Genomic DNA, 14,910 nt, shown 5'->3' with positions numbered 1-14,910 from the left:
CATCGACCATTGGGCGATATTCACGAAACTGTCACGTAACTGTGGCAGCGCGCTTGAACAAACTTCATCAGACTCGCGCTCTACTGGAGTTCTGCGTTTCGGTGTTTTTCATGCGTGCACGATTTTTTTCCACAGCGGTTTTCCTGGCCGCGCTGTTGTTCGGCCTGCCGTCCTTGGCGGCGTCTCGTTGCGATATCAATGTTCCGACCGAACGGGTCGATCTGGCACAGGTGAGCCTGGCGTACCAGAGCATCGGCCGTGCGTCGGACCCTGCGTTGCTGCTGGTGATGGGCCTTGGCGGGCAGTTGATTCACTGGCCGGACGAGGTGGTGGTCGCGCTGTGTCAGCAAGGCTTTCGGGTGATTCGCTATGACAATCGCGATGTCGGGCTCTCGACCTGGCGGCAAGCGCCCGTCGATGCCAACCTGACCTTTGAAGTGCTGCGCTACAAACTCGGTTTGCCGGTGTCGGCGCCGTACACCCTGACCGATATGGCAGACGATGCGTTTGGCTTGATGGATGCGTTGCACGTCGAGCAATTCCACGTGCTGGGCGCGAGCATGGGCGGGATGATTGCCCAGCACATGGCAGCGATGGCGCCGCAACGGGTCGAGAGCCTGACCCTGATCATGACCAGTTCCGGGGCCGAAGGCTTGCCGGCGCCGAGTGCGGCGTTGGTGCAATTGTTGTCGCGCCGTGGGGCGCCCAATCGCGAAGTGGCGCTGGAACAACAGGCCGACCTGCTGGCGGCGCTGGGCAGCCCGACGGTGAGCGATGATCGGCAGGCATTGCTGCATCAGGCGGCGCAATCCTATGACCGTGCGTTCAACCCGGAGGGCGTGAAGCGCCAGATCATGGCAATCCTCGCCGAGCGCAGTCGTGTGGCGCTGCTCAATCAACTACGCGTTCCGACGCTGGTGGTCCATGGCACCGCTGATCCGCTGTTGCCGGTGATGCACGGTGTACACCTGGCGGCGCATATCCGCGGCAGCCAGTTGAAGCTGATTCCGGGATTGGCCCATCGTTTCCAGGAGGCGTTCAAGGCGCCGTTGCTGGCGGCGGTGTTGCCGTATTTACAGGCCCATCGCGAAGACACCTCGCATTGGGCGCAGATTGATCCGGTGGCAACCCCTAATCTCCTGTAACCCCCAAATCAGAAAGGATCAAAATCAAGGTCAAAAGATCGCAGCCTGCGGCAGCTCCTACGGGTGTATCGTTCGAGCTTTCCGGCGCGTTCCAGTCTGCGAGGTGTGTGATGAGTGCCCCCCTGAAAATCGATTTCGTCAGCGACGTGTCCTGCCCCTGGTGCGTCGTCGGCCTCTACGGCCTGACCCGGGCCCTGGATTTGCTGGGCGACGAGGTGCAGGCCGAGATCCGTTTCCAGCCGTTCGAACTGAACCCGAAGATGGGCCCGGAAGGACAGAACATCACCGAACACATCACCGAAAAATACGGCTCGACGCCTGAGCAATCCCAGAAAAATCGCGAGATGATCCGCGCGCGCGGCGCCGAGGTCGGGTTTGCGTTTCGCACGGACGGCAACAGTCGCATCTACAACACCTTCGACGCCCACCGCTTGCTGTTCTGGGCAGGACTGGAAGGGTTGCAGTTCAATCTGAAAGAGGCGCTGTTCAAGGCGTATTTCACCGAGTGCGGCAATCCGTCCGACCATGGGCAGTTGGCGCAGATCGCCGAAAGCGTGGGGCTGGATCGGTCGCGAGCCGAGGCGATTCTGGCGTCGGACGAGTTCGCCAAAGAAGTTCGTGAGGAAGAGCAGTTGTGGCTGTCGCGAGGCGTCAGTTCGGTGCCGACCGTGGTATTCAACGGGCAGTACGCCGTCACTGGCGGGCAGCCGGTGGAAACGCTTGTCGGGGCGATTCGGCAGATCATGAGTGAAGCGAAGGGCGGTACGGTTAATGGCTGAGGTTTTGTAGGGCAGTCAAAATCCACCCCTCACCCCAGCCCTCTCCCCAGAGGGGAGAGGGAGCCGACCTAGTTGTTCGGTCGAGTGACATCGACCTGCAATATCGAGTCGAACTCAGGCTTAGAAGCACATGAAAATCTGCTCCCTTTCCCCCTCTCCCCCGTGGGGAGAGGGCTGGGGTGAGGGGTGGTTCTAAAACTGATCACATCAGTCAGCTGTGAAGACGAACCCAAACCGAAACCAACACCGTAGCCGCCATCAACCAAGCCACCGCCGCCACAGCGAGAGAAGCCTCCAGCCGCATCCGGTCCACCATCACATACAACGTCGCCAGGTAGATGAAGTAAGGAATGATCGACCACATCCCGAACACGATGGTGGTCTTCAAATCCTCCAGCGAACGACCCTTGCCGACGATGTAATGAGCAATCAGCGCAAAGGTCGGAAACAGCGGCACCAATCCGGCGATGTAATAGTTTTTGGTCTTGGCCAGTGCGGCGAGAATCACCACCACGGCCGCGCCCAGGGTTGCTTTGAGGATCAGGTCCATCAGTGGCTCAGCCCGTACTTCTTCACTTTGTCGAACAGCGTGGTCTTGGCCATCCCGAGTTCCAGACTGGCTTGGGTCAGGTTGCCGCCACTGCGTTGCAACGCGTCGCTCAGCAGGTTGCGTTCAAACGCTTCTACCGCTTCGGCGAAGGCCAGGCCCTGATTGCTGCCGCTGGCGCCGGATTTTTTGAAGGCCGGCAGGCCGAGGGCAAAACGCTCGGCGACGTTGCGCAGTTCGCGCACGTTGCCCGGCCAGTCGTGGCTCATCAGGTTCGACAGGGTCTGGTTGTCCAGGTCCGGCACGGCACGGTCGAAGCGCAGGGACGACTGCTGCAGAAAGTGTTCGAACAGTTGCAGGATGTCTTCGCGACGTTCGCGCAGCGGTGGCAATTCGAGGGTCACCACGTTCAAGCGGTAATACAGGTCGCTGCGAAACTCGCCAGTCTTGCTCGACTCATCCAGATCGGACTTGGTCGCCGCGATCACCCGGCAATCCACGGCCACGCTCTGGTTCGAGCCAAGGCGTTCGAGGGTGCGTTCCTGCAAGACCCGCAGCAGTTTGATTTGCAGCGGCAGCGGCATGCTTTCCACTTCGTCGAGGAACAGCGTGCCGCCGTCAGCGTGTTCGATCTTGCCGATCCGCCGCTTGCCGGCGCCAGTGAAGGCGTTGGCTTCATGGCCGAAGATTTCGCTTTCGAACAGGTTCTCCGGCAGGCCACCGCAGTTCAGCGCGACGAACTGCTTGGTGTGCCGCCGACTGAAGTCGTGCAGGCAACGCGCAACCAACTCTTTACCGGTGCCGGTTTCGCCTTCGATCAGCACGTTGGCCGACGTATCGGCAACGTTGGCGATCAATTCCCGCAGGTTCTGCATGGCTGGCGAGCGGCCGATGATCCGGCCTTCAAGGGAATCCCGTTCCGCCAGTTGCCGACGCAACGAAGAGACTTCCCGCGCGAGGCTGCGTTGCTCCAGCGCACGGCGCGCCACATCGACCAGACGTTCGGGGGAGAAAGGTTTCTCCATGAAGTCATAGGCGCCTTTCTGCATCGCGCCGACGGCCATGGAGATGTCGCCGTGACCGGTGATCAGCACCACCGGGAGGCTACGGTCGCGGGCCTTGAGTCGGGTCAGCAATTCCAGACCGTCGATGCCCGGCAAGCGGATGTCGCTGATGACGATGCCGGCGAAGTTGTCGCCGACTCGCTCCAGCGCTTCTTCGGCGCTGCCGACGCCCACGCAGGGAATGTCTTCCAGGGTTAGCGCCTGTTGGCAGCCGAGCAGCACATGGGGGTCGTCTTCGACGATCAGCACACTAAGGTCGTTGTTCATATTGGCTCGGCGTGAGTGGGGCTTACCAACGGTAAACTGAGGACGAAGGTGGTACCACCGCTGGCCGGGTGCTCGACACCCAGGTGCCCGCCGGTGGCGGCGGCCAGACTGGCGGAAAGGGTCAGGCCGAGGCCCAGGCCCTGTTCGCCGGGTTTGGTGGTGAAGAACGGTTCGAATAGATGTTTGCGTGCTTCGGCGTCGATGCCATGGCCGTTGTCGCGTACACGAAGGCGATATTTGCCATCGAACTCTTCGCCTTCGAGCCACAGTTCTGGCAGCGGCTGTGCCTGCATGGCGTCGAGGGCGTTGCCGATCAGGTTGACCAGAATTTGCTCCAGACGGGTCTGGTCGATCTGCACCTGCACATCGGCGAAGCCTCGGTGCTGCTGCAGATGAGCGCTTTCCACGCGACCACCGAGCAGCTGCAAGGCTGCATCCACCGCTTTGCCGAGGCTGGCCTGACCTTTGTCGTCGCCACGGCGAGCGAACGAACGCAGGCTGGCGGTGATCCGGCCCATGCGGTCGATCAGTTCGTTGATGGTCTTGAGGTTGGTACTGGCAACGTCCAGTTGACCGCGTTCCAGAAACCGCACGGTGTTGCCGGACAAGGTTCGCAGCGCCGCCAGTGGCTGGTTCAATTCGTGGGCGATGCTGGTGGACATCTGGCCGATGGCCGCGAGTTTACCGGCCTGGACCAGTTCATCCTGGGCGCGGCGTAGCGTCTCTTCGGCCAGACGCCGTTCGCGGATCTGGCCCTTGAGCCGTTCGTTGCTGGCGCGCAGATCAGTGGTGCGTTCGGTAATCCGACGCTCCAGTTGATTGTTGGCTTCCTGCAAGGCTTCCCGGGCGGCGAGACGGGTGGCGATTACCTTGCGCCGCTCGTTCCAGGCGATCAGCAGGAACGCCACGAGGGCAAACGCCACCGCCACCAGAATCCCCTGGCTGATCGCTTCGCGGCGCAAATCCTGCAGGGGGGTGAGCAGGGTGAAATTCCACGGGGTATCGCTCAATGGCCGGGTTTGCGACAGGTAGCTGATGTCCTCTTCATCTGATTCCACTTCGCTGTTGGCGGGGAAGGTCAGTTTTTCCTCGCCTTCCGCCAGTTGTTCACGGGCCAGCGGTTGCAGTTCGTTCAGCGGGAACCAGTAGTACTGAAGGCTGCGGGCCAGCTTTTCTTTCGTTTCGTCGCTCAACGGAACAACCGATTTCAGGCGCCGTGCCGGATCGCTGGAAAGAATGATGATGCCGTTTTCATCGCTGACGAAAGCTTCCAGCCGCGCGCGCTGCCAGCGTTCTTCCATGGCTTCGAGGCGGACCTTGACCACCGCGACGCCGATGATCTTGCCGTGTTCTTCCAGGCCATGAGCCAGGTAGTAACCGGGTTCGCCGCTGGTGCTGCCGATGCCATAGAAGCGCCCCGGCTGACCGCGCACGGCATTCTGGAAATAGGCGCGGAAGGACAGGTCTTCGCCCAGGTAACTGTCGACATCGCGCCAGTTACTGGTGGCCATGACACGGCCGGTGGTGTCCATTACATAGATAGCCCGACTGCGGCTGCGCCGGTTCAGGCCTTCGAGGTATTCATTGACCGTCTGCCGGTGTTCCGGCGACGGGTCGGCCAACAGCTTCGAAACACTGGATTCGAGTTCCAGCAGGCTGGGCAGGTAGGTGTACTTGCTGATCTCGCTCTCGACGGCACGGGCGTGCAGTTCCAGCTGACGCTGACCGTTCTCGCTGAGGCTGCGAATCCCGTAATGTTCACTGACCCAGAAGCCGAGGTAACCCAATCCGATCATCAGGGCGATGACCAGCGGCGGCAGGAACAGATGGCGAATCAGACGGGGTTTCACGGCGAGTGATGGCGGCGCGGCGCGATAGAGATTGGGGTCGCATTTCATCACAGATGCCTTGGGTCAACCACAACACAAATCTCCAGACCACCACCGGCCCAGTGGGAGCGGGCTTGCTCGCGAAAGCAGTGTGTCAGTCAACATCAATGCTGAATGTTATGGCTGCTTCGCGAGCAAGCCCGCTCCCACATTTGGGGAGCGGTGCTTTTCTTAGTGCTGCAGAATCTTGGCGAGGAAATGCTGCGTACGCTCGGCGCGGGCATTGATGTCGCCGAAGAACTCCTCTTTCTTGCAGTCTTCGATGATCTTGCCCTGGTCCATGAAGATCACCCGGTCCGCCACTTTACGGGCGAAGCCCATTTCGTGGGTCACGCACATCATGGTCATGCCCTCGTGGGCCAGTTGCACCATCACGTCGAGTACTTCGTTGACCATTTCAGGGTCCAGCGCCGAAGTCGGTTCGTCGAACAGCATGACGATCGGGTCCATCGCCAGCGCACGGGCAATCGCCACACGCTGTTGCTGACCACCGGAGAGCTGGCCCGGGTGCTTGTGCGCATGGGCAGACAGCCCGACGCGCTCCAGCAGTTGCAGGCCTTTCTTGGCGGCTTCTTCCTTGCTGCGGCCCAACACCTTGATCTGCGCGATGGTCAGGTTTTCGGTGATGGTCAGGTGCGGGAACAGCTCGAAATGCTGGAACACCATGCCCACGCGTGAACGCAGCTTCGGCAGGTTGGTCTTCGGGTCCGCAATGGACGTGCCGTCGACCACGATGTCGCCTTTCTGGAACGGTTCCAGGGCGTTGACGCATTTGATCAGGGTGGATTTGCCGGAACCGGACGGCCCGCACACCACAATCACTTCGCCTTTTTTGACCTCGGTGCTGCAGTCAGTCAGTACCTGGAAGTCGCCATACCACTTGTTGACATTCTTGATAGAGATCATACGGCAAACCTTTTTTGCAGACGCTTGACCAGCAGCGAGGCGGCAAAGCTGATTGTGAAGTACGTGAGACCTGCAAAGATCAGGAACTCGTTGGAGCGACCGATGATGTCGCCACTGGCACGCGAGGCATTGAGGAAGTCCACCAGACCGACCGCGTAGACCAGCGAGGTGTCCTGAAACAGGATAATGCTCTGTTGCAGCAGCAGCGGGGTCATCTTGCGGAACGCTTGCGGCAGGATGATCAACCGCATCATCTGGCCATACGTCATGCCCAGGGCCTGGGCTGCACCCATCTGGCCCTTGGAAATCGACTGCACACCGGCCCGGACGATTTCGCAGAAGTACGCCGCTTCGAACATCATGAACGCCACGATGCACGAGGCGAACGCGCCGATCGGGGTGTCTTCGCCGGTGATCCAGCGCAGTACGAACGGCACCGCCAGGTAGAACCAGGTGATGACCAGCAGCAGCGGAATCGAGCGGAAGTAGTTAACGTAGGCGCCGGCAATGTTCGACAGCAGTTTGCTGTGGGACAGGCGCATCAGCGCCAGGATCGTGCCGAGGATGATCCCGCCGGACACGCCAAGAGCCATCAGTTGCAGGGTCATGACCATGCCGTTCCACAAACCCGGCAGGGACGGGATGATGCCCGAGAAGTCGAATTCCATCATTTACCCCCTACGGAGATCAGGCCCGGTACGGCCACTTTCTTCTCGACCATGCGCATCAGCAGCATCAGGCCCATGTTCAATGTGAAGTAGATCAGTGTTGCCAGGGTGAAGGCTTCGAACAGGTTGGCGGAGAACTCGGCGGTCTGTTTGGTCTGCGCGAGCAACTCCATCAGGCCGATCAGCGACGCGACCGAAGAGTTCTTGAACACGTTCAGGAATTCCGAGGTGAGCGGCGGAATGATGATCCGATAAGCCTGGGGCAGCAGCACGTTCCAGTAGATCTGCGGCAGCTTGAAGCCCATGGCGCGAGCGGCGGATTCCTGGCCGCGAGGCAGCGCCTGGATCCCGGTGCGCACTTGTTCGCAAACGCGAGCAGCGGTGAACAGGCCAAGGCAGACGACAACGCTCAGGTACGCCGAAGTGGTCGGGTTCAGGTCCTGCTTGTACCACTCTTGCAGGTCCGGAGGCAGCAGATCGGGCACCAGGAAGTACCAGATGAACAGCTGAACCAGCAGCGGCACGTTACGGAAGAGTTCGACGTAACAGGTCGCGATGCCCGATACGATGCGGTTCGGTACGGTGCGCATGACACCCAGAATCGAGCCCAGCAGCAGGGCAATGATCCAGGCCACGACGGCGATGGCGATGGTCCAGCCCAAACCGGCGACGTACCAGTCGAGATACGTCTCGCTGCCCACGCCGGTGGACTTGAAGAACACGCCCCAGTCCCAGTTGTAATTCATTAGGGTCTCCCCTCAGATCGTTCGATGTGCAAATGCCCGCCTGGGGAAGCTCCGTTCCCGCCCGACCTTGAAGATCAGGCACACACGAGCGGCTCGACAGCCACCGGTTCGAGTGTTTCCAGAAATGCCAGCAGGGAGTGACTATCCCCCGAAAGGGCAGTGGCCCTCTCAGGAGATAAGGTTAGTCAGAAATCAGGATTTCTTTTCGTCAGCCGCTTTATCGGTCGGATTGGCGATCAGGGCCTTGAGCTCGTTGCTCATCGGGAAGTTCAGGTTCAGGCCTTTTGGCGGGATAGGCGCCATGAACCATTTTTCGTAGATCTTGTTGATCTCGCCGGACTTGTAGGTTGCAACGATGGCGTCATCCACGACTTTCTTGAACGACTCGTCGCCCTTGCGGACCATGCAGCCGTAGATTTCGAAGGACTGTGGAGTGCCGGTCACGGCCCAGTCATCCGCCTTCTTGGCTTTGGCCGCTTCACCGGCCAGCAGCGCGTCGTCCATCATGAACGCGACGGCACGGCCCGATTCCAGCATCTGGAAGGATTCGCCGTGGTCTTTGGCGGAGATGACGTTCATGCCCATTTGTTTGTCGGCGTTCATCGACTTGAGGATGCGCTCGGACGTGGTGCCGGCGGTGGTCACGACGTTCTTGCCTTTAAGGTCGTCGAAGTCCTTGTACGCGGAACCTTTCTTGGACAGCAGGCGGGTACCGATTTCGAAGATGCCGACGGAGAAGTCAACTTGCTGCTGACGCTCGACGTTGTTGGTGGTGGAGCCGCACTCGACGTCCACGGTGCCGTTCTGCACCAGCGGGATACGGGTTTGCGAGGTGACCAGGTTGTATTTGACCTGAAGGTTCGGCAGGTCGAGGTCTTTCTTGATGGCTTCGACGATTTTCAGCTGGATATCGTGGGAGTAGCCCATCGGTTTGCCGGAAGCATCAGCGATGTAGGAAAACGGAATGGAAGCGTCACGATGTCCGAGGGTGATAACGCCGGACTCTTTGATCTTCTTCAGGGTGCCGGTGAGCTCGGCGGCGAAAACTGGAGTGCTGATCAGAGCGGCAGCAATGGCTGCGCCCAGGAGATGGGGAACGATGCGCATCAAATTTTCCTCGACATTGTTTTTATATGGAGCCAGTTCATCGGCCTTTTTGTGCTTTGAATGCCTGACGGCTCCTGAAGTGTTGGTGCAACAGGCATTCGTCCAAGAGTGTAGAGCATGACTCGTGCCAGGCCAGGCCAAACAGGTCAACATGTTGATTTATAAGGAGATTAAATATTTGTGGTGAGGTTTTTGATGTTGAAGAATCCGGTTAACCGAATCGACCGACAGGTCACGTTCGGAAAACCGAATGCCGCCTTGTCAGCCGTGCTCGATGACAAACTGATTGAACCAGGGACGCAGCCCTCCGAGGGTGAATCCACCGTCGACTAACAGACTTTGCCCAGTCACAAATCGCGCATCCTCGCTCAATAGCCAGGTGACGACATCGGCCACGTCTTCGGGTTGGCCGACTCGTTGCAGGGGCGTGTGCTTGACGAAGGGTAGTGCCAACCGATCATTGGCCAGGACATCACTCGCCATCGGCGTCGCAATCAATCCCGGGCACACATTATTGACCCGGATCTGTTGCGGCCCCACTTCCTGCGCGACCGTGCGCATCATGGCGTCCAGCGCGGCTTTGCTGGCGGCGTAGGCAGCCAGCCCTGGCATCGAGCCATGTGCGGTCCAGGACGACGTATTGACGATCGATCCGGCAATCTTGTGTTTGAGCATTGCTGCGATTTCATATTTCAGGCAGGCGAACACGCCGCGAAAGTTGGTGGCGATCAACGCGTCGAAGTCTTCGAAATCCAGGTCCTGGAGCGGCTTGAACGGCCCCAGTACACCGGCGTTGTTCCAGGCCATGTGCAGGCCACCGAATGTCTGCAGTGTCGTGTCGATCAGTGCTTCGACTTGTTCCGGGTCGGACACATCGGTGACCACTGCCAATGCCCTGCCTCCGCTTTCGCTGATCTGTCGGGCAACGGCCTCCAGTTCGGCGCTGCGGCGCCCGGCGATCACCACATTGGCCCCCTCAAGCCCAAGGCGCAGGGCTGCGGCCTTGCCCATGCCGGTTCCGCCGCCGGTGATCAGGACGGTGCGGTCGATAAAACGCTGTTTAGTGATATTGGATGCGTGGGTGGTGGTCATATTGGCTCTCTCGGCGAACATCTAAAATGGTTTCAGTGCGTAATGGCAATCTTGCCGAAATGCCGGCCACCGCTGGCGAGGTGCGCATAGGCCTGGCTGACCTCGTCAATGGAGTGGATGCTGTCGATCACTGGCAGGAGGCGATTAGCCTCGATCGCTCGAACGGCTTCGCCAAGATCAGCGACAGAGCCGGTGTTGTTACCGACCACTTTCAGCGCTTTGATAATGATCGGCAGCAAGTCCAGTGCGGGCTTCGTGCCGCTTAAAAAGCCGACAGTGAAAACCGTTCCCCCATAAGCAGCGGCATTCAGCGCACGGCCGATGGTTGCCTCTCCGACCGTATCGACAACCAGGTCTGCGCCGCGGCCATCGGTGAGCTCCAACACCTGTTGGTCCCACTCGGGGAAAGCCCGGTAGTTGATCAGGTAGTCCGCGCCCAGCTGGCGTGTCCGTTCCAGCTTCCCGTCATCGGAAGACGTCAGGATCACCGTGGCTCCCGCGGCCTTGGCAAACTGCAAGGCAAAAATACTCACACCGCCGGTTCCCAATATCACCACGGTAGAACCGGGGCGAATCTGCGCGGCGCGCTGTGCGTTCCATGCCGTGGTGGCGGCAATCGGCAGGGCCGCGCCCTGGGCAAAACTCAAGTGTTCCGGTAAGCGCACCAGGCTGCTGGCGGGGACCACGACATACTCGGCCAGCGAGCCTGGGAGGTTCACCCCGCGCATGCCGGCTACGTTGGCGGCGCTGATCGGACCCGCTTGCCAGCGCGGCATAAAGTGCGGAATTACCCGCTCGCCCGGCGCAAAGCCCGGAGTGTCGGGTCCTGACTGGACAACTTCGCCGGCACCATCAGCGACCGGGATCATTGGAAACGCAGGGCCTTGAAACTGCCCCGTGGCGATCGCTACATCGACGTAGTTCAAGGTGGCTGCGCGTAACCTCACCAACACCTCACCCGGGCCTGGGTCCGGATCGGGCAGAACGGTGGCGCGAAAAGACTCAAGCGTGGGTGCAAACAGTTCGATGGCTTTCATGGTTGACCTCCTGTGTCGAAGGTTTTGAGTCTATTCAGAAATAAATAGAGATAAACTGGCCAAAAATTTATGCGGTAACAACCAGGACTGTGCAATGGATACGCTGGAAAGCATGCAGGCCTTCGTCGCCATCGTCGAAAAGGGCAGCCTGGTTGCGGCGGCGAAAGTCTGCAACATCTCCGCAACCATGGTGGGCAATCACTTGAGGGCCCTGGAAAAACGCTTGGGCGCGCGGTTGATCAACCGGACCACCCGTAGCGTGCACCTGACCGGATTCGGCGAGGAGTACTTCCCCAAATGTCAGCAGATCCTGAGGTTGATCGCCGAAAGCGATGTCCTTGCTCAGGATCAGTTGCTGGTACCGGCCGGGAAATTGCGCATCAGTGCTCCCGTCTCGTTCGGGACCCAGGCGCTGGTGCCGGCATTGTCTGAATACATGGCGCTTTATCCCGAGGTGCGGGTTCAGCTCACCTTGGCTGATCGCGTTGTCGATCTAGTGGAGGAGGGCTTTGAGGCGGCGATACGCATCGGCACATTGCCCGATTCGGGCCTGATCGCGCGCCCTCTGGCGCCTTACCGGATGATCATTTGTGCATCGCCCGACTACTTGCTGCGTCGCGGGACGCCACGGGAGCCGGAAGAGCTTGGGCAGCATGAATGCCTGTCCTTTAGCCAGTCGGCGTTGACCGATTGGCGTCTGAAAAGTCGCGAGCGGACGGTCCGGGTGGCAGTCGACGGGCATTTGCAGATCAATAACGGTCAGGCCCTGCGGATTGCCGCGCTGCATGGGCTCGGGATTGTCATGCAGCCTGCCGTACTGCTCGAAGCCGATATTCGGGAAGGACGACTGGTGCAACTGTTCGCCGACTATGAGTTGACCAGCCGCCCCATGCATCTGGTTTATCTACCGGACCGATACCGCTCCTCCACGCTGAGCAGCTTCGTCAATTTCATGCTGGAGCGGTTTGCCTGACCTTCGCGGCGTCAGTTTCTTTGATCTTCCCTTAAACAGAAAAGCCCCTGAATCTTACGATTCAGGGGCTTTCGTTTAACCGAATTGCCGATCAGGCCGCTTCGATCTTGCTGCGGTTCTGTTCGACCTTGTTCAGGTAATCCTTGAGCTTTTCCTGTTCCGTCGGGGTGGTGAACAACCCCAGCTTGCTACGGCGCCACAGAATGTCATGCGCGGTGGTCGCCCACTCTTCGCTGCACAGGTAATCGACTTCGCGGGTGTAGAGACCGCCGCCGATGTGTTCGCCCATATCACTGAGATTCTGCACGCCTTCCAGCATGCGCCAGGTGCGGCTGCCGTAGGTGGTGGCCCAGCGGCGGGCGATTTCGGTCGGCACCCAGTCGAATTTGTCACGGATCAAGGCGCACAAGGCTTGCGGGGTGGTCATGTCTTCGCCGCCCGGCAGGGTAGCGCTGACGGTCCAGCTTGGCTTGATGTTCTTGAAGTACGGAGCCAGTTGCGCCAGCGCCGATTCGGCCAGTTTGCGGTAGGTGGTCAGCTTGCCGCCGAACACCGACAACAGAGGCGCTTCTTCGCCGGTGCCCGACAACGCCAGGGTGTAGTCGCGGGTAACGGCCGACGGGTTGTCGGATTCGTCGTTGCACAGGGGGCGAACACCGGAATAGCTGTGCAGGATGTCGTCGCGGCTGATGCGTTTCTTGAAATGGGAGTTGACCACTTTCAACAGGTAGTCGGTTTCGCCTTCTGTGATCGCAACTGCAGCCGGATCGCCGGTGTACTCGCGGTCGGTGGTGCCGATCAGGGTGAAGTGGTTCAGGTACGGAATGGTGAAAACGATGCGCTGATCTTCGTTTTGCAGAATGTGCGCGTGTTCGCCTTCGTACAGCTTCGGCACGATCAGGTGGCTGCCCTGAATCAGGCGGATGCCGTACGGCGACTCCATCTTCAGGTCGTCACGAATGAACTTGGCGACCCAAGGGCCGGCCGCGTTTACCAGTGCCTTGGCGCGGATCGAAAACAGACTGCCATCGGCGCGTTCCAGATGCAGGTGCCACATTCCCTTGTTGCGACGGGCGCTGACGCAGCGAGTCTGGGTGTGAACATGGGCGCCTTTTTCGCGGGCGGCCATGGCGTTCAGCACCACCAGACGAGCATCGTCGACCCAGCAATCGGAGTACTCGAAGCCTTTGGTAATTTCGCTTTTCAGCGGGCTGTCCGGGCCGAACTTCAGGCTTTTAGAGCCTTCGAGTTTTTCCCGCTTGCCGAGGTTGTCATAAAGGAACAGGCCGGCGCGGATCATCCAGGCCGGACGCAGGTGTGGGCGGTGTGGCAGCACGAAGCGCATCTGCTTGACGATGTGCGGGGCCTTGGCCAGCAGCACTTCGCGTTCGGCCAGGGCTTCGCGCACCAGACGGAATTCGTAATGTTCAAGGTAGCGCAGGCCACCGTGGATCAGCTTGCTGCTGGCTGACGAGGTGTGGCTGGCCAGGTCGTCCTTTTCGCAAAGAAACACCGAAAGACCGCGACCGGCGGCATCCGCTGCGATCCCCACGCCATTGATCCCGCCACCGATGACGGCGATATCGTAGATCTCAGCGAGAGGGGGCATAGGCAAGGTAGAAGTGGGCATCGGCTAGCCTCGGGCTTTTATGATTTTCGGTATTGGAATTCGAACATTAATGTTCATTTGCGAAAATGGTAGCCCATAAAGTCGCCCGCAGCCAGTTAACTTCGATTGAAAATACTGATCGAAGGGCCGTTAAAGGAAAATTTTCGAACATTAAAAGCAAAAAATCGCAGCCTTCGGCATCTCCTGCAGGGGTGAGTGAACCCGTAGGAGCTGCCGAAGGCTGCGATCTTTATAGGCTGAAAGCCTTAAACGACTTCCAACCGAATCTTGTGCTGACTCAACAACTGCGCCAACGCCGGCACAGGCTGCTGATCGGTCACCAAGCAATCAATCAAGCTGATCGGCCCCAGACGAATCATGGCGTTGCGCCCGAATTTGCTGGAGTCAGCCGCGAGGATGACCTGTCGGGCATTGGCGATGATCGCCTGGGACACCCGAACTTCCTGATAGTCGAAGTCCAGCAGACTGCCGTCTTCATCGATGCCGCTGATGCCGACCAGGGCGAAATCAACCTTGAACTGGTTAATGAAGTCGACACTGGCCTGACCGACCACGCCACCGTCACGCCGTACATTGCCACCGGTCAGCAGAACGTCGAAGTCGTCCTTTGCGCTGAGCATCGAAGCCACATGCAGGTTGTTGGTGATGATCTTCAGGTGATTGTGGTTCAGCAACGCCCGGGCGATGGATTCGGTGGTGGTACCGATATTGATGAACAGCGAGGCGTGATCGGGGATTTGAGCCGCAATGGCTTCACCGATACGTTGCTTTTCATCGCGCATTTGATCGGCACGCATGGCGTAGGCGGTGTTTTCGACACTGGAATCGTAGGCTGCGCCGCCGTGGTAGCGACGCAACAAATTAGCTTCCGCGAGCTGATTGATATCGCGGCGGATGGTTTGCGGTGTAACGACGAACAGCGTAGCCATTTCCTCGATGCTGACATAGCCGCGTTCGCGGACCAGTTCGAGGATTTGTTGCTGACGGGGAGGCAGATTCATGGGGCTTCCTTTGGGCTGCCGTGCAAAATTTGCCCATGATGCCGCAGGAATCTGCTCCC

General features: G+C 59.4%; 14 protein-coding genes. 3 read left to right on the top strand and 11 right to left on the bottom strand.

The window, feature by feature from the left end; genetic code table 11:
- The first annotated feature begins 110 nt into the window (after positions 1 to 110).
- Positions 111 to 1,145: an alpha/beta fold hydrolase gene (locus tag ACSQ87_RS26070; protein ID WP_436274682.1), complete on the top strand. Its 1,035-nt coding sequence runs from the start codon at positions 111 to 113 to the stop codon at positions 1,143 to 1,145.
- 110 nt (positions 1,146 to 1,255) lie between these two features.
- Positions 1,256 to 1,924 carry a DsbA family oxidoreductase gene (locus ACSQ87_RS26065; protein ID WP_436274681.1) on the top strand — a complete coding sequence of 223 codons (669 nt, stop codon included), beginning with the start codon at positions 1,256 to 1,258 and terminating at the stop codon, positions 1,922 to 1,924.
- A gap of 211 nt (positions 1,925 to 2,135) precedes the next feature.
- Here the strand turns inward: ACSQ87_RS26065 and ACSQ87_RS26060 are convergent, their stop codons facing one another.
- From ACSQ87_RS26060 to ACSQ87_RS26020, 9 genes are all read right to left on the bottom strand, one after another.
- The gene (locus ACSQ87_RS26060) at positions 2,136 to 2,465 is read right to left on the bottom strand and encodes a GlpM family protein (RefSeq protein WP_436275118.1); all 330 of its coding nucleotides are present in this window, start codon (positions 2,463 to 2,465) and stop codon (positions 2,136 to 2,138) included.
- A gap of 8 nt (positions 2,466 to 2,473) precedes the next feature.
- A complete protein-coding gene (locus ACSQ87_RS26055) occupies positions 2,474 to 3,802 on the bottom strand; it encodes a sigma-54-dependent transcriptional regulator (protein ID WP_436274680.1) in 1,329 nt (442 codons plus the stop codon).
- The gene (locus ACSQ87_RS26050; RefSeq protein ID WP_223430233.1) at positions 3,799 to 5,700 is read right to left on the bottom strand and encodes a sensor histidine kinase; all 1,902 of its coding nucleotides are present in this window, start codon (positions 5,698 to 5,700) and stop codon (positions 3,799 to 3,801) included. Before ACSQ87_RS26050 ends, ACSQ87_RS26055 begins: the two co-directional genes overlap by 4 nt.
- 162 nt (positions 5,701 to 5,862) lie before the next feature.
- On the bottom strand, positions 5,863 to 6,597 hold the full coding sequence (locus tag ACSQ87_RS26045; protein WP_150658619.1) for an amino acid ABC transporter ATP-binding protein: 735 nt from the start codon (positions 6,595 to 6,597) through the stop codon (positions 5,863 to 5,865).
- Positions 6,594 to 7,265 (bottom strand): amino acid ABC transporter permease, encoded by a 672-nt coding sequence (locus ACSQ87_RS26040; protein WP_129445065.1) that lies wholly within the window; start codon positions 7,263 to 7,265, stop codon positions 6,594 to 6,596. Before ACSQ87_RS26040 ends, ACSQ87_RS26045 begins: the two co-directional genes overlap by 4 nt.
- Positions 7,265 to 8,011, bottom strand: a complete 747-nt coding sequence (locus ACSQ87_RS26035) for an amino acid ABC transporter permease (protein WP_008156468.1) — start codon at positions 8,009 to 8,011, stop codon at positions 7,265 to 7,267. The genes ACSQ87_RS26040 and ACSQ87_RS26035 overlap by 1 nt, the downstream gene beginning before the upstream one ends.
- A 192-nt stretch (positions 8,012 to 8,203) precedes the next feature.
- The gene (locus ACSQ87_RS26030; RefSeq protein WP_436274679.1) at positions 8,204 to 9,118 is read right to left on the bottom strand and encodes a glutamate/aspartate ABC transporter substrate-binding protein; all 915 of its coding nucleotides are present in this window, start codon (positions 9,116 to 9,118) and stop codon (positions 8,204 to 8,206) included.
- 261 nt (positions 9,119 to 9,379) lie between these two features.
- Entirely contained in the window at positions 9,380 to 10,210 is an 831-nt protein-coding gene (locus ACSQ87_RS26025) for an SDR family NAD(P)-dependent oxidoreductase (protein ID WP_436274678.1), read from the bottom strand.
- A gap of 32 nt (positions 10,211 to 10,242) precedes the next feature.
- Positions 10,243 to 11,247, bottom strand: a complete 1,005-nt coding sequence (locus ACSQ87_RS26020; RefSeq protein WP_436274677.1) for a zinc-dependent alcohol dehydrogenase family protein — start codon at positions 11,245 to 11,247, stop codon at positions 10,243 to 10,245.
- A 94-nt stretch (positions 11,248 to 11,341) separates the two neighbouring features.
- On the opposite strand from ACSQ87_RS26020, the gene ACSQ87_RS26015 reads away from it, so the two are divergent.
- A complete protein-coding gene (locus ACSQ87_RS26015) occupies positions 11,342 to 12,220 on the top strand; it encodes a LysR family transcriptional regulator (protein WP_436274676.1) in 879 nt (292 codons plus the stop codon).
- A gap of 91 nt (positions 12,221 to 12,311) precedes the next feature.
- Here ACSQ87_RS26015 and glpD read toward each other — a convergent pair whose 3' ends face one another.
- Positions 12,312 to 13,850 (bottom strand): glycerol-3-phosphate dehydrogenase, encoded by a 1,539-nt coding sequence (gene glpD, locus ACSQ87_RS26010; protein ID WP_436274675.1) that lies wholly within the window; start codon positions 13,848 to 13,850, stop codon positions 12,312 to 12,314.
- A gap of 245 nt (positions 13,851 to 14,095) precedes the next feature.
- The gene (locus ACSQ87_RS26005) at positions 14,096 to 14,851 is read right to left on the bottom strand and encodes a DeoR/GlpR family transcriptional regulator (protein ID WP_007916700.1); all 756 of its coding nucleotides are present in this window, start codon (positions 14,849 to 14,851) and stop codon (positions 14,096 to 14,098) included.
- Between the last annotated feature and the right edge of the window lie 59 nt (positions 14,852 to 14,910).

It is taken from the genome of Pseudomonas sp. LjRoot277, assembly GCF_964253845.1.
Classification (GTDB): domain Bacteria; phylum Pseudomonadota; class Gammaproteobacteria; order Pseudomonadales; family Pseudomonadaceae; genus Aquipseudomonas.
Note: the sequence above shows the minus strand (reverse complement) of the source record. Positions and strands in the feature narration are given on the sequence as shown.